Source organism: Acidocella sp. MX-AZ03, assembly GCF_027626035.1.
GTDB classification, from domain to species: domain Bacteria; phylum Pseudomonadota; class Alphaproteobacteria; order Acetobacterales; family Acetobacteraceae; genus Acidocella; species Acidocella facilis.
The window spans coordinates 3,701,620-3,727,141 of record NZ_CP110774.1; the positions used below are offsets into that span (position 1 = coordinate 3,701,620).

Annotated in this window: 23 protein-coding genes, 5 pseudogenes and 2 riboswitches; of the genes and pseudogenes, 12 read left to right on the forward strand and 16 right to left on the reverse strand. The window is 66.0% G+C overall.

The genetic code is table 11. From position 1 onward, the window contains the following. Nucleotides 1–7: 7 nt before the first annotated feature. The 3 genes from GT370_RS20440 (at nucleotide 8) to GT370_RS20450 (ending at nucleotide 2,506) form a co-directional block, all read left to right on the forward strand. Nucleotides 8–406, forward strand: coding sequence for an SMP-30/gluconolactonase/LRE family protein (locus tag GT370_RS20440; RefSeq protein WP_270184442.1), 399 nt, complete (start codon nucleotides 8–10; stop codon nucleotides 404–406). Then, a complete protein-coding gene (locus GT370_RS20445) occupies nucleotides 403–1,224 on the forward strand; it encodes a VOC family protein (RefSeq protein ID WP_270183685.1) in 822 nt (273 codons plus the stop codon). The genes GT370_RS20440 and GT370_RS20445 overlap by 4 nt, the downstream gene beginning before the upstream one ends. Further along, nucleotides 1,187–1,368: riboswitch (cobalamin riboswitch) on the forward strand. (Overlaps the previous gene by 38 nt.) A gap of 88 nt (nucleotides 1,369–1,456) precedes the next feature. Next, entirely contained in the window at nucleotides 1,457–2,506 is a 1,050-nt protein-coding gene (locus tag GT370_RS20450) for a HoxN/HupN/NixA family nickel/cobalt transporter (protein WP_008495595.1), read from the forward strand. Nucleotides 2,507–2,512: 6 nt separating this feature from the next. Here the strand turns inward: GT370_RS20450 and qhpR are convergent. Continuing rightward, nucleotides 2,513–3,540, reverse strand: a pseudogene (gene qhpR / locus GT370_RS20455) (AraC-like transcriptional regulator QhpR). 171 nt (nucleotides 3,541–3,711) lie between these two features. Here qhpR and GT370_RS20465 point away from each other — a divergent pair. Next, nucleotides 3,712–4,707 carry an ATP-dependent nuclease gene (locus tag GT370_RS20465; RefSeq protein ID WP_008495597.1) on the forward strand — a complete coding sequence of 332 codons (996 nt, stop codon included), beginning with the start codon at nucleotides 3,712–3,714 and terminating at the stop codon, nucleotides 4,705–4,707. Nucleotides 4,708–4,828: 121 nt separating this feature from the next. Here the strand turns inward: GT370_RS20465 and GT370_RS20470 are convergent, their stop codons facing one another. Then, on the reverse strand, nucleotides 4,829–5,908 hold the full coding sequence (locus tag GT370_RS20470) for an IS5 family transposase (RefSeq protein WP_083878918.1): 1,080 nt from the start codon (nucleotides 5,906–5,908) through the stop codon (nucleotides 4,829–4,831). Between the two features lie 79 nt (nucleotides 5,909–5,987). On the opposite strand from GT370_RS20470, the gene GT370_RS20475 reads away from it, so the two are divergent. Next, nucleotides 5,988–6,668 (forward strand): hypothetical protein, encoded by a 681-nt coding sequence (locus GT370_RS20475; protein WP_270183688.1) that lies wholly within the window; start codon nucleotides 5,988–5,990, stop codon nucleotides 6,666–6,668. Here the strand turns inward: GT370_RS20475 and GT370_RS20480 are convergent. Both GT370_RS20480 and GT370_RS20485 read right to left on the reverse strand, forming a co-directional pair. Next, the gene (locus GT370_RS20480) at nucleotides 6,550–8,208 is read right to left on the reverse strand and encodes an aldehyde dehydrogenase family protein (protein ID WP_333489985.1); all 1,659 of its coding nucleotides are present in this window, start codon (nucleotides 8,206–8,208) and stop codon (nucleotides 6,550–6,552) included. The genes GT370_RS20475 and GT370_RS20480 overlap by 119 nt on opposite strands. Before the next feature lie 147 nt (nucleotides 8,209–8,355). Beyond that, nucleotides 8,356–9,427: pseudogene (locus tag GT370_RS20485) on the reverse strand (site-specific DNA-methyltransferase). Nucleotides 9,428–9,628: 201 nt separating this feature from the next. On the opposite strand from GT370_RS20485, the gene GT370_RS20490 reads away from it, so the two are divergent. The 6 genes from GT370_RS20490 (at nucleotide 9,629) to GT370_RS20515 (ending at nucleotide 12,197) form a co-directional block, all read left to right on the forward strand. Next, on the forward strand, nucleotides 9,629–9,853 hold the full coding sequence (locus GT370_RS20490; protein ID WP_270183689.1) for a hypothetical protein: 225 nt from the start codon (nucleotides 9,629–9,631) through the stop codon (nucleotides 9,851–9,853). Next, entirely contained in the window at nucleotides 9,853–9,924 is a 72-nt protein-coding gene (locus tag GT370_RS20495; RefSeq protein WP_270184443.1) for a hypothetical protein, read from the forward strand. The genes GT370_RS20490 and GT370_RS20495 overlap by 1 nt, the downstream gene beginning before the upstream one ends. A 138-nt stretch (nucleotides 9,925–10,062) precedes the next feature. Continuing rightward, a complete protein-coding gene (locus tag GT370_RS20500; RefSeq protein WP_008495602.1) occupies nucleotides 10,063–10,815 on the forward strand; it encodes a F0F1 ATP synthase subunit A in 753 nt (250 codons plus the stop codon). 58 nt (nucleotides 10,816–10,873) lie between these two features. After that, nucleotides 10,874–11,110 (forward strand): ATP synthase subunit C family protein, encoded by a 237-nt coding sequence (locus GT370_RS20505; RefSeq protein WP_008495604.1) that lies wholly within the window; start codon nucleotides 10,874–10,876, stop codon nucleotides 11,108–11,110. 1 nt (nucleotide 11,111) lies between these two features. Next, nucleotides 11,112–11,681 (forward strand): F0F1 ATP synthase subunit B family protein, encoded by a 570-nt coding sequence (locus tag GT370_RS20510; protein WP_008495605.1) that lies wholly within the window; start codon nucleotides 11,112–11,114, stop codon nucleotides 11,679–11,681. Nucleotides 11,682–11,684: 3 nt separating this feature from the next. Next, entirely contained in the window at nucleotides 11,685–12,197 is a 513-nt protein-coding gene (locus tag GT370_RS20515) for a F0F1 ATP synthase subunit B family protein (protein ID WP_008495606.1), read from the forward strand. 82 nt (nucleotides 12,198–12,279) lie between these two features. On the opposite strand, the gene cobF is transcribed toward GT370_RS20515, so the two are convergent. The 5 genes and pseudogenes from cobF to cbiE form a co-directional block, all read right to left on the reverse strand. After that, complete coding sequence (gene cobF, locus GT370_RS20520; protein ID WP_008495607.1) at nucleotides 12,280–13,026, reverse strand: precorrin-6A synthase (deacetylating); 747 nt, start codon at nucleotides 13,024–13,026, stop codon at nucleotides 12,280–12,282. Next, nucleotides 13,026–14,328 (reverse strand): annotated as a pseudogene (locus tag GT370_RS20525) (cobyrinate a,c-diamide synthase). The gene cobF and the pseudogene GT370_RS20525 overlap by 1 nt, the downstream one beginning before the upstream one ends. Beyond that, nucleotides 14,325–15,101: a precorrin-4 C(11)-methyltransferase gene (gene cobM / locus GT370_RS20530; RefSeq protein ID WP_008495609.1), complete on the reverse strand. Its 777-nt coding sequence runs from the start codon at nucleotides 15,099–15,101 to the stop codon at nucleotides 14,325–14,327. The pseudogene GT370_RS20525 and the gene cobM overlap by 4 nt, the downstream one beginning before the upstream one ends. A gap of 142 nt (nucleotides 15,102–15,243) precedes the next feature. Further along, nucleotides 15,244–15,462 (reverse strand): annotated as a pseudogene (locus GT370_RS20535) (cobalamin biosynthesis protein); the annotation flags it as partial. After that, nucleotides 15,444–16,619: a precorrin-6y C5,15-methyltransferase (decarboxylating) subunit CbiE gene (gene cbiE, locus GT370_RS20540; protein ID WP_270183690.1), complete on the reverse strand. Its 1,176-nt coding sequence runs from the start codon at nucleotides 16,617–16,619 to the stop codon at nucleotides 15,444–15,446. The pseudogene GT370_RS20535 and the gene cbiE, both read right to left, overlap by 19 nt. A gap of 17 nt (nucleotides 16,620–16,636) precedes the next feature. On the opposite strand from cbiE, the gene GT370_RS20545 reads away from it, so the two are divergent. Beyond that, entirely contained in the window at nucleotides 16,637–17,416 is a 780-nt protein-coding gene (locus GT370_RS20545) for a cobalt-precorrin-6A reductase (protein WP_270183691.1), read from the forward strand. On the opposite strand, the pseudogene cobJ reads toward GT370_RS20545, so the two are convergent. From cobJ to GT370_RS20580, 7 genes and pseudogenes are all read right to left on the reverse strand, one after another. Then, nucleotides 17,392–18,125 (reverse strand): annotated as a pseudogene (cobJ, locus tag GT370_RS20550) (precorrin-3B C(17)-methyltransferase). The gene GT370_RS20545 and the pseudogene cobJ sit on opposite strands and share 25 nt — an antisense overlap. Next, nucleotides 18,122–18,841 (reverse strand): precorrin-2 C(20)-methyltransferase, encoded by a 720-nt coding sequence (locus GT370_RS20555; protein ID WP_008495614.1) that lies wholly within the window; start codon nucleotides 18,839–18,841, stop codon nucleotides 18,122–18,124. The pseudogene cobJ and the gene GT370_RS20555 overlap by 4 nt, the downstream one beginning before the upstream one ends. A 3-nt stretch (nucleotides 18,842–18,844) precedes the next feature. Further along, nucleotides 18,845–19,474, reverse strand: coding sequence for a precorrin-8X methylmutase (locus tag GT370_RS20560; RefSeq protein ID WP_008495615.1), 630 nt, complete (start codon nucleotides 19,472–19,474; stop codon nucleotides 18,845–18,847). After that, the gene (locus tag GT370_RS20565; RefSeq protein WP_008495616.1) at nucleotides 19,474–20,571 is read right to left on the reverse strand and encodes a precorrin-3B synthase; all 1,098 of its coding nucleotides are present in this window, start codon (nucleotides 20,569–20,571) and stop codon (nucleotides 19,474–19,476) included. The genes GT370_RS20560 and GT370_RS20565 overlap by 1 nt, the downstream gene beginning before the upstream one ends. Continuing rightward, nucleotides 20,568–23,807 (reverse strand): cobaltochelatase subunit CobN, encoded by a 3,240-nt coding sequence (cobN, locus tag GT370_RS20570; RefSeq protein WP_270183692.1) that lies wholly within the window; start codon nucleotides 23,805–23,807, stop codon nucleotides 20,568–20,570. The genes GT370_RS20565 and cobN overlap by 4 nt, the downstream gene beginning before the upstream one ends. 9 nt (nucleotides 23,808–23,816) lie before the next feature. Continuing rightward, entirely contained in the window at nucleotides 23,817–24,842 is a 1,026-nt protein-coding gene (gene cobW / locus GT370_RS20575) for a cobalamin biosynthesis protein CobW (protein ID WP_008495619.1), read from the reverse strand. Then, nucleotides 24,839–25,201 carry a DUF1636 family protein gene (locus tag GT370_RS20580; RefSeq protein ID WP_008495620.1) on the reverse strand — a complete coding sequence of 121 codons (363 nt, stop codon included), beginning with the start codon at nucleotides 25,199–25,201 and terminating at the stop codon, nucleotides 24,839–24,841. The genes cobW and GT370_RS20580 overlap by 4 nt, the downstream gene beginning before the upstream one ends. Before the next feature lie 82 nt (nucleotides 25,202–25,283). After that, nucleotides 25,284–25,512, reverse strand: a riboswitch (cobalamin riboswitch). Between the last annotated feature and the right edge of the window lie 10 nt (nucleotides 25,513–25,522).

A 25,522-nucleotide genomic window follows, 5' to 3' on the forward strand; every position in this document is an offset into this window, starting at 1 on the left:
GCTCAGCATCGCCTCGGACGATTTCACCGGCCCCAACGGCCTCGCCTTTTCGCCGGACGAAACCCGCCTCTACGTCACCGAAACCGGCGACCAGTTCGACCCGCATACAGACCGCCATATCCGCGTCTTCGATGTGCAGGACGGCAAGCTTTCCAATGGCCGCATCTTCGCACGGATCAGCCCCGGCTATGCGGATGGCATCAAATGCGATGTCGATGGCAATCTCTGGTGCAGTGCGGGCGATGGCGTGCATTGCCTCTCGCCCGAAGGCGAGATGCTGGGCAAGATCGTCATCGGCGACACCGTCTCCAATCTCTGCTTTGGCGGCCGGCATCTCTCGCGCCTGTTCATCTGCGCCGGTACCAGGCTGCTCGCCCTCCACACCAACAGCAGAGGCGCCGCATGAGCCTGCTGCGCGTCGCCCGCAATGTCTCGGATCTCGACCGGCTCACCGCTTTCTACATCGCGCTGGGCTTTGAACCGCAAGGCGGCGCCGAGGCGGATGTGCCGCTGGCCAACCTGCTCGGTGTTTCGGCGCTGCGCCGCCAGCGCCTGCGCCTGGGCGCGCAGACGCTGGATCTCACCGCATGCCTGCCGGTCGGCGCGGCCTACCCGGCCAACGCTCCCGGCAATGCCAGCCTGTTTCAGCATATCGCGCTGCTCACGCCCGATATCCATGCCGCCGCCCCCCGCGCTTTGGCCGCCGGCGCGCAACCCATCTCGCACGGCGGCCCGGTGCGGCTGCCGCCCGAGTCCGGCGGCGTGACCGCCTGGAAATTCCGCGACCCGGACGGGCATCCTCTGGAATATCTGCAACGCGACGCCCCGCCCGGCTATGACCATTCCGGCATCGTCGCCACCCGCCCGGATGCGTCCCTGCCTGTCTATGCCGCGCTCGGCCTGCATCTCCAGGCCGAACAGCTCAACCAGGGCCCCGAGCAGGCGCGGCTGGATGGCGTGCCCGGCGCCAGCGCGCGCATCCTCACCTTGCGCGGCGCCGAGGGCCGGGAGTGGAGCTGCTCGCCTACAGCCACACCGCCCCCTACGCGCCGCCGCACCCGCCGGACCTCGCCGCCGACCGGCTGGTCTTCAAAGGCCCGCACCCCGCCTTGCAGCGCGACCCGGACGGCCATCTCATCGAAATCGCCCCCGGCTGAGCCTCCACCTTCCCACCCCGCCGCAACCGCGTTACCCTGGCGCCGATGGTTCCTCCCCGGAGGATGAAAAGGGAACGCGGGTGCAAATCCCCGGCTGTCCCCGCAACTGTAAGCGCAGAGCCGCGCGCCACATGCCACTGGGAAACCGGGAAGGCGGCGCATCCGGCAGAGACGCGTGAGCCAGGAGACCTGCCATCGAGAGCGTCAGCGTGAACGCATCGGGCGGGGTGTCCTGGTGGGTGGGTCTTTTGCCGGGCCCGCCTTGTTCGCGGTGGCAACGCTGTTGAACGAGGCAAACCATGCTGTCTTTACGCGCCCCCGGCGCCGGCCTGCGCGCCAAGGTGATCGGGATCTATCTCTTCCTCTTCGCCTTCAATATCGGCGCCTGGCTCTGGGCGCTGCTCTCTTTCCGCCACCACCCGGTGCTGCTCGGCACCGCTCTGCTGGCCTACATCTTCGGGCTGCGCCACGCGGTCGATGCCGACCACATCGCCGCCATCGACAATGTCACCCGCAAGCTGATGCAGCAGGGCCAACGCCCGGTCGGCGTCGGCTTCTTCTTCTCCATCGGCCATTCCGCGGTGCTGCTCATCGGCGTCGTCGTCATCGCGGCAATGACCGTCACTCTTGCCGACAGCTTCAATAATTACAACGAAATCGCCGGCACCATCGGCACGCTGGTCTCCACCCTCTTCCTGCTGCTGATCGCGTTGATGAACCTGCTCATCGCCTTCGCCGTCTATCGCAGCTTCCGCCATGTCCAGCGCGGCGGCGCCTATGTGGAGGAGGATTTCGACCTGCTGCTGAACAAGCGCGGCCTGCTGGCCCGGCTGTTCCAGCCGCTCTTCCGGCTGGTGAGTCGCAGCTGGCACATGCTGGCGTTGGGTGTCCTGTTCGGGCTGGGGTTTGACACCGCCACCGAGGTCACCCTCCTCGGCATCGCCTCCACCCAGGCGCTGCACGGCATGTCGCTCTGGCCGCTGCTCACCTTCCCGCTGCTCTTCGCCGCCGGCATGTCGCTCATCGACACCACCGACGGCATCCTGATGCTCGGCGCCTATGGTTGGGCCTTCGTCAAGCCGGTGCGCAAGCTCTATTACAACCTCACCATCACCTTGGTCTCCGCCCTGGTGGCGCTGGTCATTGGCGGCATCGAGGGGCTGGGGCTCATCGCCTCGGAATTCGCCCTCGGCGGCTGGTTCTGGGACCATGTCAGCGCCCTTAACGACCAGTTCGGCGCCATCGGCTATATCATCATCGGGATTTTCATCCTGAGCTGGGTCGTCTCCACCCTGGTCTATAAATTCAAGCGCTATGACGAGCTGGAGATCACCGCCGCCCAGCCCTGAGCCGTCTCACGCCTGCAGCGTCCGCGCCCGGATCCGCTCCGGCGCGGCGCCAAACCAGCGCTTGCAGGCGCGCGAGAACGGGCTCAGCTCGGCATAGCCCAGCAGCTGCGCCACGCCCGAGATCGGCAGATGCGCCTGGCCCAGATAGCTCGCCGCCAGCGCCCGGCGCACATCCTGCACCGCCTGCGCGTAGGTCAGCCCGTTCTCCGCCAGCCGGCGCTGCAAGGTCCAGCGCGCCAGCCCCAAAGCCTGCGCCACCTCCGCCACCGGCGGCGCCCCCTCGGGCAGGCGCGAGCGGATTTCCGCCCGCACCCTGGCCTCCAGCGGTACGATCTTGCCCGGCAGCCGGCGCTGATAAACCTGTGCCGCCAAGGCCGCGAACCGCCCGGCATCCGCGCCGGGCATCCGGCGCGTCAAATCGCCAGGGCGGAAAATAATCGCATTCGTGCGCTGCCCGAAAAACACCGGCGCCCCGAACACCGCCTCATGCGCCCGCGCATCGCCCGGGGCCGGGTGCTCAAACTGCACCTCCTCCGCCCGGAACCCCGGCCCATAGGCGGTGCGCAGGATGTTCTGGAACATCGCGATGGTCAGCTCCGCATCCTGCCGGCGCTCGAAAATCCGCCAATCGACAATCCGGTATTCCAGCCGCAGCAACCCGCCTTCCGCCACCAGCCGCGCCTCGCTGGCCTGCTGGTGCAGGGGAAACAGATCCGTCAACTGCCGCAACGCCGTGCCGATGCTGGGGCGGCCAACGCCAGATCCCCCACCAGCCCATGGCTGGAGGCCGGAAAATCCCGCCCATAAAGCAGCCCGAAATCCGCCCGGCCGGACAGCAGCGCGGCGCGCTCCATCACCTCGACATAAGAGGACAAAGCGAGCCCCCCCTCGCTATCCGCCCGCAAGCCAGACGCATCCACCCCGGCCGGCCCGAACACCCGGTCCGCATCCGTTCCCAAATCCTGCAATAACGGCAATAGCCCCGCCGTGGCACACAACGCCACCCGCGGCACCCCACCCGCACCCAACCCCATTTTTCTGCGCCTCCTCCCGCCACCCCAATAGGGCCGTGGTGGGCGTTTCTCCTGAGGGGGAGGTTAGGCCGGGTTGGGGGTGGGGGGCAATATTCCCAAAAAAAAAATGAGACAATCTTGACTTCTGTTATATTTAAACAAAAGTTAACTAAACTCTAGGTGGCTTTTGACATGAAGATCGAACGTATAAAAATTAGCAACTTCAAAAAAATCGATAGTGTCGAATTAGCGTTGGGTGCGGTTAATTACTTGGTTGGCGGCAATAACGCGGGAAAAAGTAGCGTGTTGCAGGCCGTTCATATGGCGGTCTCATGCGCAAAATTATCAGTCCAGCGAGGGGAGGCTGTAATTCCCGAGTCAGAGGTCAGATACTCCCCCACCTCAGAATTTACGTCGCTCGGACACTTTGCTCCCTATGAAAACAGTAAACTGGGCTCAAGGGGACGGGTTGAGTTCTTTGGCACTACGTCAGATGAAACGACTGCAAGTTATAAAATAGAGATATACAAAGGAAGAAACTATGGAAGTGTTGGCGTCGATCGAACAGGAGTCTATCCAAATTTCGGTCAGATAGTTGTTGATCCGAAAAAACTTTTTTCGGTGTATGTTCCGGGTATTTCAGGTATACCTCATAGAGAAGAGTACAAGAGCTATGCTAGTGTTTTTCAAAAAGTTGCCGGTGGAGATGCAAATCTAGTTTTTCGAAACGTGATTCGCCTGCTTCAGGAGCGTGATCTTTTAACTAAAGTTGAAGATCTAATGGCTGATTTGGTTGGTAACTTTAATATCAGGCTGAATCACGACCAACTCGTCGACACTTATTTGAAAGTTGAAGTATCACTAGATTCATCAAAGTTTGTGCCCCTGGATCTAGCGGGTACCGGTGTCCTACAAATTTTACAGATCGTATCGTATGTTGCTCTTTTTGAGCCTACGCTACTGCTGATCGATGAACCCGACAGCCACTTGCATCCATCGCGCCAGTCACTTTTGTCAAAAGCGTTTAACAAAATTTCAAATGATTATGGTGCGACCATTGTTGTGTCGACGCACAGTCGGCATTTGCTGGCTTCTGCCGATACGAATGCAAAGATAATTTGGATGAAAGATGGGCTTGTTGAATCTGAGGACTGCCGAGATCTTGCAACGATCCTAACAGTTTGCTGAAAAACCCCGAAACTTGGTTTTATTTTTTCTGATTTAGCTTTGGGGCCTGGATTTTGGTTCAAGTGATTGAAGTTTCTTGCCGGTTTCTGGACTTTTTTCGTCCAGCGGACAGACTCGTCCCTTATATTGCCACCATTTTTGGAATGCGTACCAGATTATAGGCGATCAGGTTGAGCATGAAGGTGCCGGCGACCCGCGCAACGCCGCGCAGCTTGGTCTTGCGCATCGTGCCGTGCTGCTTGCCCCAGCCGAATATGCACTCGATCATCGCCCGGCGGGTCTGCGACATCGCATAACCGGGATGGCGCGTGGTGCGTCCGTCAATCGCGCTGCGGCGGTGCCTGCCGGTTTTGGTCTCACCGTTGTTTTGTGTGACATGCGGTGTCACGCCGGCGTCGCGCAGATTGGCGACATGATCGGCGGTATCGTAAGCCTTGTCTTCGCCTACGGTGATCCGCCCGGCGGCCGACTTGGCTTTGGCTTTCAACATCGCTTCCGAGGCTTCACGCTCAGCCGTGCCTGTGGCCTGGGTCACTCGGCCACCCACCGCCAAGCCGTGCCGGTTGTCCATCAGCGCGTGCCCCATATACGAAAGCTTTGCCTCCCGCCCAGCGGCCTTGCGGTACAGCCGGCTTTCCGGGTCGGTGGTGCTGGCATGGGTATCGTTCTTACGCTTCTGACCGTGGAAATCCGAACCATCATCGTCGCTGCCATCCTTCGGCCGGAAGCTCTTCTGCGACGCCCACGCCTCGATCAGCGTGCCGTCCACCGAGAAATGCTCATCCGATAGTAGCGGCGTCACCCGCGGGTGGTTCAGCAGCCGGCTCATGAATTTCTGGAATATATCGCCGTTCTGCAGGCGCTCGCGGTTCTTGCTAAACGTGGTCGGGTTCCAGACCGGATCATCCGGGGATAAGCCCACAAACCAGCGGTACAGGAGATTATAATCCAGTTGCTCCATCAACTGCCGTTCCGAGCGAATCCCGTACAGCACCTGGATCAGCAGCGCGCTCAGCAATTGTTCAGGCGGCACCGAGGGCCGGCCTTCCCTGGAATACAGCCAGGCAAAGCTGCGGCTCATCTCATGCAGAACATCCCGCACCAAAGCACGGATCGCTCGCAACGGATGGGTCGCCGGAACCCGTGTTTCTGGTGAAACATACGAAAACATCCCGCCCTGATCTCGAAAAGAACCCCGCACCCCACGCCTCACAAAACCTGCCAGCCAAAGTGAATCACATCATAATCCCGGCCGCCAGGAGTTTTTCAGCAAACTGTTAATGGATTTGGGTGCCCTCGACCAGCTCGATTCAAAGGGAGCTGAGTGTATTATTTGTACAGAAGATAGAGGAAAGGGTGTTATTGAAAGCGCAATCAATCAATTATTGCTTTCCGACAGGGTGAAGGTCATTTCCTATAACGGCATTAACAACGCAGGTTCTGCAGTCGCAATAAAAGCGATGTGTGATTTACTTCCTCAGTCACCAAAAATTGTTATTCATCGTGACCGCGATTTTTTAACTGAAGCGGAAGTTCTGAAGTGGGGAGCCGATTACATTAGCAGAGATATGACGATATTTTCTCCGCCTTTATGCGATGTCGAAACGTATCATTGTTCGATTGAGCAAGTTGCTAAAGTTTATGAAATTTCAAAGCAAAAAGCAGAAGAGCTTGTTGAGAAAGCATTTTCCGAGACGCTGGAAGAGTTGAAAACCAAGTTTCGTGAGAAACGACGAGAGGCAATTCAAAAATTTTGGCGCGACGGAGGTGGGCCTACTACGCAAGAATTGTGGGGCGACGATCAAACGCTGAATTGGAATAATATTTATGGCAAGGGGTTTATCAAAACTTTGAACAAATTGCTTCCTGAGTCTTTGGGGTACAGAGGAAAAATTTGCAGGTTAGCGCGAGTGCAGATTTTAGAGATCTCATCAGAGATAAGTTGTCTAGCCTCGGAATAACTTTTGAATTGCAGGGAATATGATGGAATTGTTCGTTGATAACTCGCATTTCATCAGATGCCTCTAAAATAAATAACGCTGGCTCAGTTTTCTGAGCCAGCGCAGTTTGCGTCCTACCCCCGTACCCCAACACGCTCTTGATCTCCAAGAAATCATGCATCGCCCAATCGGCATATTCGCGCCCATTGCCGCTCTGCTTATACCCGCCGAACGACGAGCAAAAATCCGAATCCGGGTAGTTCAGATAAACCGACCCCGCCCGCATTTCCGCCGCCACATGGCGCACCTTGTCCATATCCTTGCCCTGCACATAGGCCGCCAGACCATACACCGTGTCATTGGCGATCTCGATGGCCTGCTCTAGCCCCTCATAGGGAATGATCGAGAGCACCGGCCCGAAAATCTCCTCCTTCTCGATGGTCATGCCCGGCTTCACATTGGCGAACACCGTCGGCTTCACGAAATAGCCCCGCTCCAGCCCGTCCGGCTTGCCCAGCCCGCCGCAGGCGAGCGTCGCCCCGTCATCGATTCCGGCCTGGATCAGCCTTTGCACCTTGTCCCACTGCATCTGGCTCACCAGCGGCCCCAGCACCGTGCCCTCGGCAAAGGCCGGGCCGGGGGTCTGCTTGTTCGCCTCATCCACCGCGATCCGCACCGCCTCGTCATGCAGGTGGGCTGGCACCAGCATGCGGGTCGCCGCGTCGCAGCTCTGCCCGGTATTGATGAAGCAGGCGCCGATGCCCTGGCGCACCGCGCTGTCCAGATCCACATCCTCCAGCAGGATATTGGCGGACTTGCCCCCCAGCTCCTGGCAGACGCGCTTCACCGTCGCCGCGGCTTCCCGCGCCACGATGGTCCCCGCCCGGGTCGAGCCGGTAAAGCTCATCATGTCCACATCCGGATGCGCCGCCAGCACCTGGCCCACCTCCGGCCCGGTGCCGTTCACCAGATTGAACACGCCGGCCGGCACCCCGGCCTCATGCATCACCTCGGCGAAGATCAGCGCATTCACCGGGGCAATCTCGGAGGGCTTCAGCACCATGGTGCAGCCCGTCGCCAAGGCCGGCGCCACCTTGCAGACAATCTGGTTCAGCGGCCAGTTCCAGGGCGTGATCAACCCGCACACCCCGATCGGCTCCTTCACCACCAGCGTGCTGCCGCGCTTTTCGGTGAAGGCGAAGCTCTTGAAGCGCTCGATGGTGGCCATGAAATGCTGCTGCCCCACCCAGGCCTGCGCCTCCCTGGCAAAGCCGATCGGCGCCCCCATCTCCCGCGCACAAGCCTGCGCGATATCCTCGAAGCGCTTATTATAGACCGCGAGGCAGCTCTCCAGCAGCTCCAGCCGCTCCTTCACGGTGCTATGCGAGAAGCCCTTGAAGGCCCTCTTCGCCGCCGCCACCGCCTTGTTCACATCCGCCTCGGCGCCGCCGGAAATCTCGGTGAACACCTCTTCCGTGGAGGGGTCGATCACCGCAATCCGCTTGGCCGCCACCGGGTCAACCCAGGCGCCGTCGATATAGAATTTCAGAAATTCGGGCATGGCTTCCTCTTTGAACACTGCAAAGAGCATAGCGCCGCCGCGCCCGCCTGGCTTGACCCTGAAATACAACCCTGAAATATAGCCGGCGCGATTATATCTAACGCGATGTTAAAATTCATGTTCCACGTGGAACATTTCGGGAACAGATTACGCCTCGGGGCTTTCCTTGCGCAGCGCATCCAGCGGCAGAAGCTGCCCGTCGCGCTCGAAATGCCAGAAGGTCCAGCCATTGCAGGAGGGCGCGTTCTGCACCGCCGCGCCGACCTGATGGATCGAGCCGCGATGCCCCCGCTCACCAGCCCGCCCTCGGCCGTCACCTCCGCCTCCACCCGGCGCTGCTTGTCCATCACCTTGGTCCCGGTGCGGATGATGCCGCGCTCCACGAAGCTGCCAAAGGCGATTCGCGGCGCCGCGCGGCCGGAGGCGGGGCCACCACCGCCATGCGCGAGGCCGGGGCCTCCGCCGCCAGCCGCCCCCAGGCCGCCTCCACATAGGCCGGATGCCGCTCAATGCCGATGAAATGCCGGTGCAGCCGCTTGGCCACCGCCGCCGTGGTGCCGGTGCCCAGGAACGGGTCGACAATCACATCCCCCGGGCTGGTCGAGGCCATGATGACGCGGTGCAGCAGCGCCTCGGGCTTCTGGGTCGGGTGCAGCTTCAGCCCGTGATTATTCTTCAGCCGCTCATTCCCGGTGCAGAGCGGCAGCGTCCAGTCCGAGCGCATCTGCAGATCGTCGTTCAGCGCCTTCATCGACTGGTAATTGAACTTATACCGGCTCTGCTGGCTGCGCGCCGCCCAGATCATGGTTTCATGGGCGTTGGTGAAGCGCCGGCCGCGGAAATTCGGCATCGGGTTGGTCTTGCGCCAGATCACGTCGTTGAGGATCCAGAACCCCAGATCCTGCATCATCGCCCCGATGCGGAAGATATTATGATAGGAGCCGATCACCCAGATCGTCCCGTCCTTGTTCAGCACACGGTGGCATTCGGAGAGCCAGTCCCGGGTGAAGGCGTCATAGGCGGCGAAATCGGTAAATTTATCCCAATCGTCATCCACCCCGTCCACCAGACTGTCATCCGGACGGCGCAATTCGCCGCGCAGCTGCAAGTTATAAGGCGGATCGGCGAAGACGCAGTTGATCGACGCATCCGGCAGCATGCGCAACATCGTCCCGGCATCACCGAGCAAGATCTGATCCAGCGGCAATTCGCGCAGCATTTCCACAGGCAAGGCGGACCCCAAAACTAATCGACTCGTGAATAAGTGGCGGGCCGGTCGTAACCGCGTCAACCGTCTGGTCTGTGCGATTTTGGCACAAAAGCCGCACATGCACTATAACGCCTCTTCGTTCTTGACAGTCCGGGGGGTAAGGATAGCAACCGCCCAACCTTCCGGCGGATATCCGCGAGGAGCAGGTGCATGAGCGACGGCCCGGAGAAACCAGGGTTCGAGGACAGGCTGGCGGCGGCGGAAGACGCGGCCCAGGGTCCCAAGCGCAAGGCGCCAGGGCAGAGCGATGCCGGCTCGGCGCAACGCGCCATCGAGCTGGCGATGCGGCTGGGGGTTGAGATGGTGGCCGCGATGGTCATCGCCGTGGTGATCGGGTGGGGCTGGACAGGCTCTTGCACACCAAGCCATGGCTGATGATCCTCATGGTCCCGGTGGGTCTGGCGGCCGGCATGCGCAATCTTTTGCGGGCCGATCGCGGGCGGTAAGTCGCGCCGGTATCAATCGGGGCGAAAACAGTTTAAACGCCGCGCGAGCGGCGGGTCGGTTAAGTGCCGCGCCAGCGGCACGTTGGGATAAACCTCCGCGCAAGCGGCAAAAGTACGGCTTCAGGCAGGGTAGAACACATGGCGGGACCATCGATCGACGCGCTGGGACAATTCGACCTGACCACCGGTCTGGGGGCCATCGGGCGCGCGGTCAATTTCACCAACTCCAACGAGGCGATGTTGGCGGCCGCCATCATCATCGTCGGCATGTTCGCCATCGGGCTGAAGGCCAAGGCGCTGGTGCCCGGCCGCATCCAGGCGCTGGTCGAGGTGCTGTATGAGTTCGTGCATCATATGTGCGTGGACACGATCGGCGAGGAAGGCCGCAAATTCTTCCCGCTGGTCTTCACCATTTTCAGCTTCATCCTGCTCGGCAATTTGATCGGGCTGTTCCCCTATTTCTTCGCCTTCACCTCGCATATCGCGGTGACGCTGGCGCTGGCCTTGTTCGTGTTCGTGTTCTCGACCGCGGTGGGCTTCTATATTCACGGCTTCGGCTTCCTGAAATTCTTCGTCCCCGCCGGGGTGCCGGGCTGGCTGCTGCCGCTGCTGGTGCCGATCGAGATCATCTCCTATCTCTCCCGCCCGGTGTCGCTGTCTGTGCGTCTGTTCGCGAACATGACCGCCGGGCATGTGATGTGGGAAGTCTTCGCCGGCTTCATGCTGCTGCTCACCGCCGGGTTCGGCGTGTTCGGCGCCATCGCCTCTGTCGTGCCGCTGGGCCTCAATGTCGCCCTGGCCGCTTTGGAGCTGCTGGTGGCCGGGCTGCAGGCCTATGTTTTCGCCATCCTGACCTGCCTGTATCTGCACGACGCCGTGCATATGCATTAAGGCCGGTCCGGTTCCTCCCGTTTCGCCTATAAGTTTCTGCTAAAAAGGAAAAAATTACATGGATCCTCAGTCTGCCGCTCTGCTCGCCAAGGACGTTGGCGCGGGTCTCGCCACCATCGGTGTCGCCGGTGCCGGCGTTGGTATCGGTAACCTGTTCGGCTCGTTCGTCTCCTCCGTCGGCCGCAACCCGGCCGCCCGCGATGCGATGTTCCGCGACGTTCTGCTCGGCTTCGCGCTGACGGAAGCGGTGGCGCTGTACGCGCTGGTCATCGCGCTGGTCATTCTGTTCACCTAAGATGCGCCGGATCAGCACCGCTCTGCTGCTGGCCCTTGCCCCCTCCGCCGCGCTGGCCGAGGGCAAGATGCCGCAGATGGATTTCTCCAACCCGCTCACCCTTGATCAGGTGGGCTGGATGGCGGTCATCTTGGTGGTGCTTTACCTCCTGCTTTCGCGCTGGGGCCTGCCGCAGATGGGCAAGGTTCTGGAAAACCGCGCCGCCATCATCGCCCGCGACCTGGCGGCGGCCCGTGCCGCCAAGCAGGATGCAGACCGGGCGGTGGCGCTGTTGACCGCCACGCTGGCGTCCGCCCGGGCCAATGCCCAGGCCGAGGTGGCGAAGGCGGTCGCGGATGCGAAGGCGCAGGCTGCCAGCAAGGCAGCGGCGCTGAACGCGGAGCTGGAGGCCAAGCTCGCCGAGTCCGAAGCCCGGATCGAGGCGGCGCGTGCCTCTGCCATGGCGGCGATCAAGCCGGTGGCGGCGCAAGCGGCATCCGAGATCCTGCTCAAACTCACCGGCGCCGTGCCGGAACAGAGCGAGCTGTCGCAGCGTGTCGAAGACGCGCTGGCGGCCCGCAAGGCGGCCTAAGCCATGCAGTATGACGCTCTCAACGCCCATTTCTGGGCGCACGGAACCTTCTGGGTCTTCATTGCCATCGTCATCTTCGCGGTCATTGCCGGCCGCAAGGTGCTGCAGGGCATTGGCGGCCTGCTGGACGCCCGCACCAAGGCGGTGCAGGCGGCGCTGGACGAAGCCGCGCAGCTGAAGGCCGAGGCCGAGGCGATGCTGGCGGAGGCCAAGCAGAAGCAGGCCCAGGCCCAGGAAGATGCCCGCCACATCCTGGCCACGGCGCATGCCGAGGCGCAGCGTCTGGCGGCCGAGCTGGCGGCCGAGGCGCAGGCCACGGCGCAGCGGCGCGAGAAGATGGCGCTGGAACGCATCCAGGCCGCCGAATCCGCCGCGGTGAAGGAGGTTCGCGCCGCCGCGATCGACATCGCCACCGCCGCCTCCACCGCCTTGCTGCGCGATAGCGTCAGCAACGACAGTGATGCGGCGCTGATCGACCATGCGATCACCGCGCTGCCGAAGGCGCTGCGCGGCTAGAGCCTGCCGCTCTTCGGTGGCCACGCCGAGGAGACCGAGACCAACCAAACGGGGCGTTTCCGCAAGGAACGCCCCGTTTTGTTTACCCGGCGGTCTTCCTCAGCAGATACACATCCATGATCCAGCCATGCGCCGCCCTGGCCGCCGCCCGGGTGGCGATGATCTCCGGCCCGATCCGTGCCAGCGCGCCCTGGCGGATGATCTGCTCTGGCATGCCCAGATAGGCGCCCCACCAGATCCAAATTCCCGCCGGGTCCAGGCTCTGAAAGGCGCAGCCGCCATCGAGCATCACCACCAGCGTATCCACCCCGGGCGGCCAGCCATGGTCACGCAATTGCCGCCCGGTGGTGACGAGAAAGGGCGCGCCGATCTCGTTGAGCACCATGGCGTGCGCGGCGGTGAGCGCCTGGATCGAGGTGATGCCGGGGATCACCTCCACCGGCAGCGCCAGCCGCCCGGCGATGCGCAGGGTGGAATCATAGAGCGAGGGATCACCCCAGACCAGCAGCGCCGCCCGCCCACCTTGCGGCAAGGCGCGCTCCAGCACCTGCCGCCAGCGCCGGGCGATCTCGTCATGCCAGTCCTCGACGCGGGCGCGGTAATCCGGCGTCGCCTCGTCGCGCACCGGCAGGTCGAACTCCACCAGCCGGGTGGCTTGGTTGGTGATCACCTCGTCACAGATCCGCCGGCGCAGCGCCGCCAGATCCGCCTTCTGCGCCCCCTTGCGCGGGATCATCACGATGTCGGCCGCGTTCAGCGCCTTGATCGCCTGCAAGGTGAGATGATCCGGGTTGCCGGTGCCGATGCCGATCAAAACAAGGCTGTGCATCAGCTCTCCAGCCGGGAGATCAGGTGGAAGAAGCTGCCGCTGACATGGCCCCGGCGGGAGCCGGTTTCGGGCACCGGCGCGCCCTCAGCATCGCGCACCTGCGCCAGCGGCGCGTCGGGCTGGGCGAGGATGGAGGCGTAGTGGAATTCATGCCCGGCGAGATCCGCGCCCGCTTCCTGCCCCGGCATCGGGGCCAGCAGCCGGGCGCGGCGATAGCCGAGATGCATCTTGCGTTTGGCGAAGCTGGTGGCAAGGCCGAGCAGCCCGGCCATGGCGTGGCGCTGGCCTTGCGCATCCTCCAGCGTTTCGCCCAGCACCATATAGCCGCCGCATTCGCCATGCACCGGCCGGGTCTGCGCGAAATCCCGCAAGCCGGCCAGGAACCGCCCGGCCGCCGCCAGGGGCCCGGCATGCAGCTCGGGATAGCCGCCGGGCAGCCAGCAGATGTCGGCGCTTTCATCCGGGGCTTCGTCGGCCAGCGGCGAGAAGGGCAGAATCTCCGCCCCGCCGCCCGCCAGCCCTCCAGCAGATGCGGGTAGAGAAAGGAAAACGCCGCATCCCGCGCCAGGGCGATGCGCTGGCCAGGCGGGCGGGCAGGGGGGCGCTGGCCGGCAAAGCCTGCCCGGCGGCGGCCTCCAGCAACCCGTCCAGATCACAATACTGGCCGACCAGATCGGCGGCTTTGTCCAGCAGCGCCGCCAGCTTCGGCAGCTCCTGCGCCTGCACCAGCCCGAGATGGCGCTCCGGCACCTTTACATCCTCCTGGCGCGGCAGTGCCCCGAACACGCGCAACCCGGCTTGCGCCATGCCGGCGCGCAGCAGTTTTTCATGGCGCGGGCTGGCGACACGGTTGAGCACCACGCCCGCCACCGGCAAACCCGGCCGGAAGCGCGCCAGCCCGGAGGCGATGGCGGCCGCCGTCTGCGCCTGGCCGCGCACATCCAGCACCAGCAGCACCGGCCAGCCGGTCAGCGCGGCGATCTCGGCGGAGGCGCCATGGCCGCTGGCGCCGCGACTCGCCACCCCGTCGAACAGCCCCATCGAGCCCTCAGCCAGCGCCAGCTCGGCCCCCTCCGCGCGCCCCACCAGCGCGCCGATCTCCCCCGCCCCCATCGCCCAGCTATCCAGGTTGAAGCAGGGCCGGCCGGTGGCGGCGGCGAGAAAGGCGGGGTCGATATAATCCGGGCCGGATTTGTAGGGCTGCACGGTGACACCCCGGCGGGTGAAGGCGCGGGCGAGGCCCAGGCTCAGCGTGGTCTTGCCCGCGCCGGAGGCAGCGGCGGCGATCAGCAGCCCCTTCATTCGGGGAATCTCGGCGCGGGGCCGGTGGGGCGGTAGCGGCGGTCATAATCCGGGGCGTAGAGGCGCGAGCGCTCAAACCCCTCCGCCCCCAGCACCCGCCCGACCAGGATCAGCGCCGTGCGGTCAATCTCTGGCTCCATCCTGGCCTCGATATCCGCCAGCGTGCCGCGCAGCACGCGCTGATCCGGCCAGGAGGCGCGCCAGATCACCGCCACCGGGCAATCCGCCCCGTAAAACGGGGTGAGTTCGGCGACCACATCCGCCAGGCGATGGATGGAGAGATGCAGCGCCAAGGTCGCCCCGGTGGCGGCGAAGGCGGCCAGACGCTCGCCATCCGGCATCGGCGAGGCGCGGCCGCCCAGGCGGGTGAGCACCAGGGATTGCGCGATGCCCGGCAGCGTCAGCTCCGCCCCCAGGCTGGCGGCGGCGGCGGCGAAAGCGGGCACGCCGGGGGTGACATCATAGGCGATGCCAAGCGCCCGCAGCCTTTGCAGCTGCTCACCCATGGCCGACCAGACCGAGAGATCCCCCGAATGCAGCCGCGCCACATCCAGCCCCCTGGCGGCGGCGTCCTGGATCTCGGCGATGATCTCGTCCAGCGAGAGCCTTGCGGTGTTCACGATCCGCGCCCCGGGCGGGCAATGCGCCAGCACCCCTTCGGGCACCAGCGAGCCGGCATAGAGGCAGACCGGCGAGGCGGCGATCAGATCCCGCCCGCGCAATGTCAGCAGATCCGCGGCCCCCGGCCCGGCGCCGATGAAATGCACGATCATGGGTCGTTCCTTTCCGCAATCGCCACCATTGCCAGCCTGTCGGGCGAGGCGACACGCGGGCCGAGCAGCCTCGCCCCGGCCCGGCGGCGTGCAGCGCGCAGGCTTCCGCCAGGCTGCCCACACCGTAGCGCGCCAGCGCCCGGGCGGAGCGGCTCAGTGTTTCGATGCCGGCCAGCGCCGCCGGGGTGAGGGCGATCACCGGCACCCCCAGCTCCGCCGCCAGCTCCGCCAGCGCCTCGGGCCGGATCCCGGCCAGGGCCTGCACCTCGCCCCCCGCCGCCGCCAGCGCGGCGCGCAGCGACTCCGTGCGCACCGCGGCACGCAGGCCAAACCCCGCCACCCTCATAACGTGACACTCCATTGCACGATCGGCCTGGCCGGCACCCAGCCGCGCTTGCCCCCAAAGCTGCGGCCTCGGCCAGCTCCAGACGCAGCAGCGCACCGCCTTTCTCTGCGGACCAGGCGGTGAGCAGCGCCTCGCTCTCCAATGTCACCGCATTCGCCACCAGCCTGGTGCCGGCGGGGCCAGCGCCCAGAGCCGTTCCAGCAGCGCCTGGCTGGCGCCGCCGCCGATGAAGATGGCATCCGGCCGCGCCAGAGTCTCCAGCCCGTCCGGGGCGCGGCGCTCCAGAACATGCAGGCGCTGGGCGACGCCGAAGCCAGCGGCGTTCTCCAGCGCCCGTGCGGCGCGGGCGGCATCCGCCTCCACCCCGCTGGCGCTGGTGCGGGGGCGGCCAGGAGCCATTCAATCGAAATCGACCCCGCGCCCAGCCCGATATCCCAGAGATGCTCGCCGGGCCGGGGGGCCAGGGCGGATAATGTGAGGGCGCGCACCGGGCGCTTGGTGATCTGCCCGTCATGGGCGAAGAGCGAATCCGCCAGCCCCGGTGTGCGCGGCAGGCCCAACGCCCCCGCCACCTCCACCGCCACGGCGACCGGCGAGAGGCCCGGTCCCAGCACCGCCATCTCCGCCGCGCTGGCCTGGGTGATACGCTCCCGCACCCCGCCCAGAGCTTCCAGCCGCCAGAGGCGCGAGGCGCCGAAGCCCAGCTCGGTTAAATAGGCCGCGAACGGTGCCACCGCTTCGCCGCCGCGCAACAGGCAGAGCAGCCGCGCCCCGTCATGCAGATGCGCCCGCGCTTGCGCGAAAGGGGCGGCGTGCAGGCCGAGGCAGATTGTGTCTTCCAGCCGCCAGCCCAGCTTTGCCGCCGCCAAAGCGAAGTTCGAGGGGGCGGGCAGCGCCACCCACTCCTCCGGCGCCAACGCCTCGGCCAGCAGGCTCCCCGCCCCGAACCAGAACGGATCGCCCGAGCACAAGGCCACCACTTGCATCCCCCGGCAGGCCAGCAGCGGCGCGATGGAAAACGGCACCGGCCAGGGTCGTCCACGCGCCCCCGCCTGCGTCAGTTCCAGATGCCGCGCCCCGCCGAAAATCACCTCCGCCCGCGCCAGCGCCTCGCGCGCGGCGGGGCTGGGGCCGTCCTCATTCAGCCCGATGATCGTCAGCCAGGCGCTCATCCCCTTGCCTCCTGGCCGTGGGACGCGGCACAAACCCGGCCATGCACGGCCCGATTATATTGCTGCTCGGCGGCACCAGTGAATCCAGCCAGATGGCAAGGGCGCTGGCCGAGTCCGGGCTGCGCGCGGTTTTCTCCTATGCCGGCCGCACCGAGGCGCCGAGGCCGCAGCCGCTCCCCACCCGCATCGGCGGCTTTGGCGGGGTGGCGGGGCTGGCGGATTATCTGCGCGCCCATGGCATCACGCACTTGATCGACGCCACCCACCCGTTCGCCGCGCAAATGAGCCGCAACGCCATCGAAGCTTGTGCGGCAACCGGGGTGAAGCTGATCGCCCTGGAACGCCCGGCCTGGCAGGCTGAGCACAGCGATGACTGGCAGAGCCTCGCCACGCTGGAGGAGGCCGCCGCCGCGCTGCCGGAACGCCCCGCGCGCGTGTTCCTGGCCATCGGCAAACAAAATCTCGATCTTTTCGCCGCCCGCCAGGACCATTTCTATCTGCTCCGGCTGGTGGATGCGCCTGTTGCGCCCTTGCCTTTCCGGGATGCGGCCTGGGTGGTCGATCGTGGCCCGTTCAGCCTGGAAAATGATCTGGCGCTGCTGCGCGCCCATCGCATCACCCATCTCGTCGCCAAGAATGCCGGCGGGATCGGCGCGGCGGCCAAGCTGGCGGCGGCGCGGGCGCTGGGGGTGAAGATATTGATGGTCGAGCGCCCGGCGCTGCCGGCGCGCCGCATTGTGCAAAGCCCGGAGGCGGTGCTGGCCTGGCTCGCTCATGGCGCCGAACGCGGGGTATAGACGAAGCGGCCCACGCGCCTCGTCTGGCTGTTGCCGAGCAGCACGATGGTGCGCATATCGGCCATCTCCGGCGTCGCCTCGGAGAGCGTCACCACGCTGATCCGCTCTTCCGGCGTGCTCACCGCGCGGGCGAAGATCACCAGCCGCCCCGGCGCGCATTCCTCCCGCAGCACCGAAAGCACCCGGCCAAATCCCTCGGGCCGGGATTTCGAGCGCGGATTATAGAAGCCCATGGCGAAATCCGCCTGGGCGGCCATCCGCAGGCGCTTTTCGATCACCGGCCAGGGCTTCAGATTATCGGAGAGATTGATGGCGCAGAAATCATGCCCCAGCGGCGCGCCGGCCCTGGCGGCGGCGGCGAGCATGGCGGTGATGCCGGGCAGCACCCGGATGTCCAGCTCCGCCCAGCCCGGCTCCTCTTCCAGCACCTCGAACACAGCCGCCGCCATCGCGAACACACCGGGATCACCGGAGGAGACAATCACCACCTTGCCCCCGCCTGCGTCCGGCGCAGCGCGTGGCGGGCCCGGTCCAGCTCCTCGCGGTTATCGGAAGGGTGCAGGGCCAGCCCTGGGCGCGGGGCGATGCGCGCGACGTAAGGGATATAGCCCAGTACATCGCTGGCCTGCGCCAGCGCGGCGCTCACCTCGGGGGTGATCAGCGCGTCATCCCCCGGCCCCAGCCCGGCAATGGCCAGCCAGCCGCTCATGCCCGGTTGCGCCCGCCATGGGCGAGGACGATCGCGAAATAGGGGCAGTCCCCCTCCGGCATCTCCGCCACCCGGACGATGCGCTGCTGCGCGCTGGTGCCGTGCGCGACCAGCACCGCCTGCTCCAGCCGCCCGGCCTGCGCCAGAGCCGCGCGGATTTTCGGCAAATTGCGGCCGGTCTTCATCACCACGAAGGCATCGCTCTCGCCCATGCGCCGCGCCAGCTCGGCTTGGGGGAGCGTGCCGGGGAGGATGGTGAGAATGTCATTGCCCCAGGTGATCGGCGTGCCGGTGGCGGTCCAGCAGCCGGACATGCCGGTGATGCCGGGGATCACCTCGATCTCCACCTTGCCTTGCAGCCGCACATGCAGATGCATGAAGGAGCCATAGAAAAACGGATCGCCCTCGCACAGCACGACGATGTCGCGATCCCGCGCCAGCACCTCCAGCCGCGCCGCCCAATCCTCGTAAAATTCGTGCAAGGCGGCGATGTATTCGGGGCTGTCGGCGGGCAGCTCGGTGGTGACGGGATATTCCATCGCATATTCCACGCAGCCCGGGGCCAGCAGGCCCTGCACGATGCGCCGGGCCTGGCCGGGCCGGCCGGCCTTGCGGAAATAGGCGATATGGGCTGCCCCCTGCACCGCGCGGGCAGCGCGCAGGCTCATCAAATCCGGATCGCCCGGCCCCAGCCCGGCGCAGATGATCTTGCCCATGGATTATTCCGCCGTGCTGGCGATGGCGTTGATCGCCGCCACGCTGACCGCCGAGCCGCCGAGCCGCCCGGCGACCGACAGCGCCGGGCAGGGCGGGGCGGCCATCAACGCCGCCTTGGATTCGGCGGCGCCGACGAAGCCGACCGGGCAGCCGATGATCGCCGCCGGGCGCGGGCAGGATGGGTCTTCCAGCATGTTGAGCAGGTGAAACAGAGCCGTCGGCGCATTGCCGATCGCCACCACCGCGCCGGCCAGATCCGGCCGCCAGAGTTCGAGCGCCGCGGCGCTGCGGGTGGTGCCCATCTGTTGGGCCAGCGCCGGCACGCTTGGGTCGTGCAGGGTGCAGATGATGCGGTTCTTGGCGGGCAAACGCGGGCGGGTGATGCCCTCGCTGACCATGCGCGCATCGCAGAGAATCGGCGCGCCCTGGGCCAATGCCGCCCGCGCCGCCTCGACCATGCCGGGGGTAAACGCCACATGCGCCTCCAGCCCGACCAGCCCCAGCGCATGGATCATCCGCACCACCACGCCTTCCTCGGCGGGGGAGAAACGGGCGAGATCCGCCTCCGCCCGGATGGTGGCGAAGGATTGGCGGTAGATGGCGGCGCCATCGGTTTCATAGAGATGCGGCATTACGGCGTTCCAAAGACCCGCCGGGGGTGGCTGAGCAGCGCCGCCGGGTCAAGCCCTGGGCCGTCATTCAGGTGAAACCCGTCAGGGGCAGCGATGAGGGTGACATCACACCGGCCCGGATGCGCGCAGAGCTTGCCGCAGCCCGAGACATGCAGGGTTTTGCCCGCCGGCAGGTGCGCGGCGAGCGCGGTTGCCAGCGCGCGGGTGGGGGCGAAGCCCTCGGCACAGCCTGGCGCGCCGGTGCAGGCGAAGGTGCGCTGTAAGGGATCCTCCGCGCCGATCAGCCCCGGCAAAGCGGGCAAGCCGGTGAGCCCCGGCAGATAGAGAGCACGCCAGGGGGTGAGTCGCAGCTCTGTGCCCAGCCCGGCCAGAGCGGCGAGGCTCTCCACCGGCAACTCGCCAAAGGCAAAGCTGGCGAGAGGGGGCGTTTGGCCCGTTTTTGCGGCGGGGGAGGCGTTCAGTCCTCGCGGCAGGGCGCCGGCGCGGGTCAGCCCGCGCATCCGCCCGCGCCCGCCCGGCGCGCCGCCCTGGGCCAGAAACCAGTCCGCCAATTTCCTTATGGCCGGAATTGCGGTTTGCGCCGTCACCGATTCGCCGAGCATTGCGCCATCGGCCCGCACCAGCAGCCCGCCGGCAGCGTCACGCTCCAGCCGGATATCGGCGGAGATCTCAGCCAGCACGGGGGCCGGGCCGGTATCGAGGGCGAAGCCGAACTTGCCCGGCAGGGCGGGGAAGTTGGGCAAGGCGGCGGTCAGCGCTTCGGCCAGTTCCAGCGTGCCGTCGCCCTCTGCCCAGAACGGGGTGAGCAGCATGTTGCGCGCCTGCTCCTGGGCGGCGTCCGCATCCAGCAGACCCAGCGCGTCCAGACCCGCCATGATGGTTTCGTAGCGCTGCGATTTCACCCCGCGCCATTGCAGATTGGCCCGCGAGGTCAGTGCCAGATGGCTCTGCCCCTCGGCCTGCGCCAGCGCCGCCAGACCTTGCGCCAGCGCCGCCGTCAGCCGCCCCAGCTTCGGGCGGATGCGCAGGATCAACCCGTCCGCCGCCTGCATCGGCCGATGCGCGCCGGGGCACCAGCCTTTCACCGGCCCGCTCATAAGGACGCCAGGATTTCGTTATTGCGCGTCGCCCATAGCCCGGCCTCGCGCAGACGGGAAAAGACATCGCGCAGCCGCGCCAGGGCGGCGGGGTTTTGCGCTTGCAGAAACGCCACCACCTCCGGCTCGCCCAGCGTGGCGGCGAAATAGAGGTCGAACAGATGCCCCGGCACGTCGCGGGTGAGGTTGGCGAAGGCGGCCAGATGGTCGAGGGTCGCCGCCAGCTCCGCCCCGCCGCGAAAGCCGTGGCGCCGCATCCCCGCCACCCAGGCCGGGTTGGCGGCACGGGCGCGCACCACCCGGGCGATTTCCTCGCCCAGCAGCCGGGCGCGCGGGGCCTCGGGACGGGTGCTGTCCAGATGATAGAGCGGCGGCGCGTTCAGCCCCATTTGCGCCAAGGCGGCGACGATGCCGCCTTCCTGAGTGGCGTAATCGGCCGCGAGCAGCAGGTCCGTCTCCGGCAGGTCCTGGGCGTGTACGAAGCCATCCGTGCCCGCCAGGCGCGCGCGCAGCGCCTCGGGCGTTTCCTGGGCAACGCCATCCGTGCCGATCGACCAGCTCGCCCCCGCCAGCCAGGCTTCCCCGGCGGCGGCGCGGGCTTCGTCGGTGAAGATGGTCGGGGCCTCGCCCATCTGCAGCCCGTACTGGCCGGGGCGCGGGGCGAAGATGCGCGGGGCCTGGGTGATATAGGGGTTTTCGCCTGGGGCTTCCTCGCGCGCGGCCAGTGCCTGCGCCCCGGCGGCGAAGAGCTGGGCGAGGTGGGCGAACACATCCCGGAACAGGCCGGAGAGGCGCAGCGTCACATCGATGCGCGGGCGGCCCAGCAGCGCCGGGGGCAAAATCTCAAAGCCGGAGACCCGGCCGCTTTCCTCCCAAAGCGGGGCGAGGCCGGCCAGATGCAGCGCCATGGCGAATTCCTCGCCGGCGGTGCGCATGGTGGCCGAGCCCCAGAGATCCACCAACAGGCTCTTCGGCCAGTCGCCTTGCTCCTGCAGATGCCGGCGCAGGATTTCCTCCGCCAGCTTCACCCCTTGCGCGTGGGCGGCGCGGGTGGGCACGGCGCGCGGGTCCAGCGCGAACATGTTGCGGCCGGTGGGCAGCACATCCGCCCGGCCGCGCGCCGGCGAGCCGGACGGGCCGGGCGCCACCCGGGCCCCGGCCAGGGCGGCGAGCAGCCCGGCGCGCTCCTGCGCCCCGCAGCCGCCAGTGCCGAACACATGCAGCCCCTCGCCGAAGCGGCTCTCCTTCAGGTCGCAGACAAACCGGTCGATCCGGGTGATCGCCTCGGCCAAAGAGGCATCCTCGGCCAGGCCGAGATCGCGCTCCACCCCGCGCGCCTGGGCTTCGCTGCGGATGGCGGTGATCAGCCGGGCGCGCCTGGCCGGGTCCAGCCCTTCGGCGGTGGCGTATTCATCCAGCAGCGTCTCCAGCCGGGCGAGATGTTCCGGCACCAGAGCCTGCGCCAGAGGCGGGGGCAGATGCCCGAGTGTGACCGCGCCGATACGCCGCTTCGCCTGTGCCGCCTCGCCAGGGTCGTTGACGATGAACGGGTAGATGATCGGAAGTGCGCCGGTCAGCGCCTCCGGCCAGCATTCATCCGAGAGCGCGACACTTTTGCCCGGCAGCCATTCCAGCGTGCCATGCGCGCCGAGATGGAGCAGCGCGTCGATGTTCTGGGCGCGCAGCCAGAGATAGAAGGCGACGTAGGAATGGCAGGGGAGGGCGGAAAGGTCGTGATAGTCGTCCTCGCGCCCTTGTGTGCTGCCGCGCTCGGGCTGCAGGGTGATGAGGATGTTGCCGGATTGCAGCAAGGAGAATTGAAAGGCGCCGTTTTGCGCCAGGGCATCATCTTCCGGCGCGCCCCAGGCTGCGTTGAGGGCGGTTCGCAACGTTTCAGGCAGCGCCTGCAAGGCTGCCTTATAGGCGCTGAGTGGCCAGCTTATGGCGCTGGCCTTCAGCCGCCAGGGCAGATGCGCCAAAGGCGCGGTGTCATATCCGGCCTCTTGCAAAATACCTAGGATTTCAGAAGAACTTTGCAGCGCATCCAGCCCGACCGCATGCGCCATCTGCTCCGGCCGGCCAGGATAGGTGGAGAGGATCAGCGCCAATCTCTTGTCATCGGCTGGTTTGCGCGCCAGCCGCACCCAGGCCGCCACCCGCGCGGCGGCGGCCTGCAGGCGCGCTGCGTCCGGCTGGTGCAGCATCCGGGCGAATTGCAATTCCTCGTCATAGACGCTGGCGGCTTTGAAACTGATCACGCCGAGGAACATCCGCCCGTCAATCTCCGGCAGCGCGACATGCATGGCGAGATCCGCCGGGGAGAGGCCGCGCGCGGAGCCTGCCCAATCCTCCCGCCTGGCGGTGGAGAGCGCCACCTGGAATACCGGCACGCCTGGCCCATCCAGCGCCGTGGCGCCATCCTCTCCGGCAGCCGAAAAGGCGGTGGCGTTGACGATGGCGGCGGGGGCCGTGTCGCGCAGATGCGCGGCGACGAAGCGTGCCGCCGCCGGCGCTTTGAGCGAGGGCACGAAGATGCCGTAGGCGTCCAAGCCTTCGGCGTCCAGCGCCGCGATCATCCCATCCACAGCCGCCATGTCCCCCGCCGCGAGATAGGAACGATAGAACAGCACCGGCACGCGCGGCAGGCCGCCCGGCGCGATTTCCGGTATGATGCCGGTTGCGGGGTGATAGAGCCCATGCGCCGGCAAAGGCGGGGGCGGTGGAGCATCCTGCGCGTCCAGCCCGGCTTCGCGCCCCAGCAGCATGAGCGCACCCAGCGCCGCCTCCGGCCCGCCGGCCTCGCAAAGCCGGCCCAGCGCGGCCAGGGTTTCGGCCGAGACTGTGGAACAGTCTGTGAGTGTCGCATCCGGCCGGCCATCGCCGGGCAGCACCGCCAGCTTCAGGCCGGTGCGCGTTGCCAGATCCCGCAGCCCTTCGAGCCCGTAAGCCCAATAGCCCGCGCCGCCGATCAGCCGCACCAGCACGGCTTTCGCGCTGGCCAGGGTATTTTCCAGATATACATCCACCGAAACCGGGTGGCGCAGCCGGGCCAGATTGGCCAGGCGCAGCTGGGGCAGGCGCAGGCCCCGCGCCCGCGCCCCGCGCCAGCCCGCCGCGAAGGCGCCCAGATCACTGTCCGAGAAGGAGAGCACCGCGATCTCAGCCGGCGACTGCCCGAGATCCTGCGGGGTCTCCGCCTCTTCCAGCCCGTGGCTTTCGCGGAAGACGATATGCATGGCGGCGCGTTATGCCCCCAGAGCGGCGCGCAATTTCGCCGCGCGCAGATCGCCGCGCTCGGCGATCACCACCAGCCGCGAGGCGCGGGGCGCGTCGCCCCAGGCCTGATCAAACTGGCAACGCACCCGCGCGCCCACCGCCTGCACCAGCAGGCGTAGCGGCTTGCCCTTGATCGCGACATGGCCCTTCATCCGCAAAATCTTCTGCGCCCGCGCCAGCGCTTCGATCTTCGCCAGCAAGGGCGCAGCCTCGTCCTGCTCGGGCAGATCGATGATGATGGTGGCGAAATCATCATGCTCATGCGCCGCCTGGCCGTCATGATGGGAGGGGCGTTGGGCGACATCATCCTCCGCCCTGGCGTCAAGGCCCAGCAGGATTTTGGCGTCGATGATGCCATCGGTGATGGGCAGCATCGGCACCGGGCGCGGCAGGGTTTTCGTCACCATCGCGCGGGCGGCTTCGATTTTTTCCGCACCCGCCAGATCGGCCTTGGAGAGCAGGATCAGATCGGCGCAGGCCATCTGGTCGCCGAACACTTCCGAGAGCGGGGTGTCGTGGGTGCGGCCATTGCGGCCTTCATCCGGAGCGAACTGCCCGGCGGCGACGCTCTCCGCATCCGCCATCGCCACCACCCCGTCGACGGTGACGCGCGAGCGGATGGCCGGCCAGTCGAAGGCTTTCAAGAGCGGCTTGGGCAAAGCCAGGCCCGAGGTTTCGATGAGGATATGGTCGGGCTTTTTCTCCAGCGCCAGCAGCTTTTCCATGGTCGGGATGAATTCATCCGCCACGGTGCAGCAGATGCAGCCATTGGCCAGCTCCAGGATCGCCTCTTCCGGGCAGTTCTCATCCGCGCAGCCGCGCAAGATCTCGCCATCGACGCCCATGGCGCCGAACTCATTCACCAGCACCGCCAGGCGCTTGCCGCCCGGGTTGGCGAGGAGATGGCGGATCAGCGTGGTCTTGCCGGCGCCGAGAAAGCCGGTGACGATGGTGACGGGGATTTTGGCCAAATCACGGTTCAAAATTTCGCTCATGTCGTGGTCTCCGGGGCGGGCAGGCGGGCGATGACGTTTTTGCGGAACAGAGAGGGCCGCTCGCGCCAGGGCACGATGCCATCCGGCGTGGCGGCGAAGGCGGCGGCGTAATCCAGGATCAGCGCTGCATCGTCCTCGGTGACCGGGCCATAGAGATAGGACCAGCGATCCGGCCCGGAGAGGGCGATGGTGGGGCCGAATTTACAGGCGGAGAGACATTCCACCGGCTTTATGGTGACGCCCTCAGGCACCGCCAGCGCGCCGATGGCCGCCCCCATCCGCGCCCCGGCGCAAGGTTCGCCCTCGACCAATGGCTGGCCGGCCCGGCAGGTGGTGCAGACATGCAGAATAACGCCCATGCAACCCTCAAAGCTGCGGCGGGGCGATGGCATAGGGACGCGCGCAAGCGCAAATCACCTGCCGCGGCACACCCCGTCCGCTCGTGAAACATCCGTGCTGGCAGGTCTCCCGGCTTGCGGATAGGGGTTTGGGCAAACCCTCCGGGGTGCAGCCTTCCCAGCTTGCGCCAGTGGCATCGCATCCCTCTCCGGTCACGGTCGCGGGGGCGGCTGCGCTTCGGGGGTGAGCCCTATCGCATTCCCTTTTGGCCTGACATAAGAAGCTGTTTTGATGAGCCTCCCGGCCAGGCACCAGTACGATCCCCCGCAAAAGGCCGCAGT

What these genes read in the sequence shown, in the direction of transcription:
- GT370_RS20500 (WP_008495602.1), top strand. Translation starts at nt 10,063, where the DNA reads ATGGCGGGACCATCGATCGACGCGCTGGGACAATTCGACCTGACCACC.
- GT370_RS20445 (WP_270183685.1), top strand. Translation starts at nt 403, where the DNA reads ATGAGCCTGCTGCGCGTCGCCCGCAATGTCTCGGATCTCGACCGGCTC.
- GT370_RS20555 (WP_008495614.1), bottom strand. Translation starts at nt 18,841, where the DNA reads ATGGGCAAGATCATCTGCGCCGGGCTGGGGCCGGGCGATCCGGATTTG.
- cobW (WP_008495619.1), bottom strand. Translation starts at nt 24,842, where the DNA reads ATGAGCGAAATTTTGAACCGTGATTTGGCCAAAATCCCCGTCACCATC.
- GT370_RS20565 (WP_008495616.1), bottom strand. Translation starts at nt 20,571, where the DNA reads ATGAGCGGGCCGGTGAAAGGCTGGTGCCCCGGCGCGCATCGGCCGATG.
- GT370_RS20580 (WP_008495620.1), bottom strand. Translation starts at nt 25,201, where the DNA reads ATGGGCGTTATTCTGCATGTCTGCACCACCTGCCGGGCCGGCCAGCCA.
- GT370_RS20490 (WP_270183689.1), top strand. Translation starts at nt 9,629, where the DNA reads ATGAGCGACGGCCCGGAGAAACCAGGGTTCGAGGACAGGCTGGCGGCG.
- GT370_RS20475 (WP_270183688.1), top strand. Translation starts at nt 5,988, where the DNA reads ATGGATTTGGGTGCCCTCGACCAGCTCGATTCAAAGGGAGCTGAGTGT.
- GT370_RS20480 (WP_333489985.1), bottom strand. Translation starts at nt 8,208, where the DNA reads ATGCCCGAATTTCTGAAATTCTATATCGACGGCGCCTGGGTTGACCCG.
- cobM (WP_008495609.1), bottom strand. Translation starts at nt 15,101, where the DNA reads ATGATCGTGCATTTCATCGGCGCCGGGCCGGGGGCCGCGGATCTGCTG.
- GT370_RS20450 (WP_008495595.1), top strand. Translation starts at nt 1,457, where the DNA reads ATGCTGTCTTTACGCGCCCCCGGCGCCGGCCTGCGCGCCAAGGTGATC.
- GT370_RS20510 (WP_008495605.1), top strand. Translation starts at nt 11,112, where the DNA reads ATGCGCCGGATCAGCACCGCTCTGCTGCTGGCCCTTGCCCCCTCCGCC.
- cobN (WP_270183692.1), bottom strand. Translation starts at nt 23,807, where the DNA reads ATGCATATCGTCTTCCGCGAAAGCCACGGGCTGGAAGAGGCGGAGACC.
- GT370_RS20560 (WP_008495615.1), bottom strand. Translation starts at nt 19,474, where the DNA reads ATGCCGCATCTCTATGAAACCGATGGCGCCGCCATCTACCGCCAATCC.
- GT370_RS20465 (WP_008495597.1), top strand. Translation starts at nt 3,712, where the DNA reads ATGAAGATCGAACGTATAAAAATTAGCAACTTCAAAAAAATCGATAGT.
- GT370_RS20515 (WP_008495606.1), top strand. Translation starts at nt 11,685, where the DNA reads ATGCAGTATGACGCTCTCAACGCCCATTTCTGGGCGCACGGAACCTTC.
- cbiE (WP_270183690.1), bottom strand. Translation starts at nt 16,619, where the DNA reads ATGAGCGCCTGGCTGACGATCATCGGGCTGAATGAGGACGGCCCCAGC.
- GT370_RS20505 (WP_008495604.1), top strand. Translation starts at nt 10,874, where the DNA reads ATGGATCCTCAGTCTGCCGCTCTGCTCGCCAAGGACGTTGGCGCGGGT.
- cobF (WP_008495607.1), bottom strand. Translation starts at nt 13,026, where the DNA reads ATGCACAGCCTTGTTTTGATCGGCATCGGCACCGGCAACCCGGATCAT.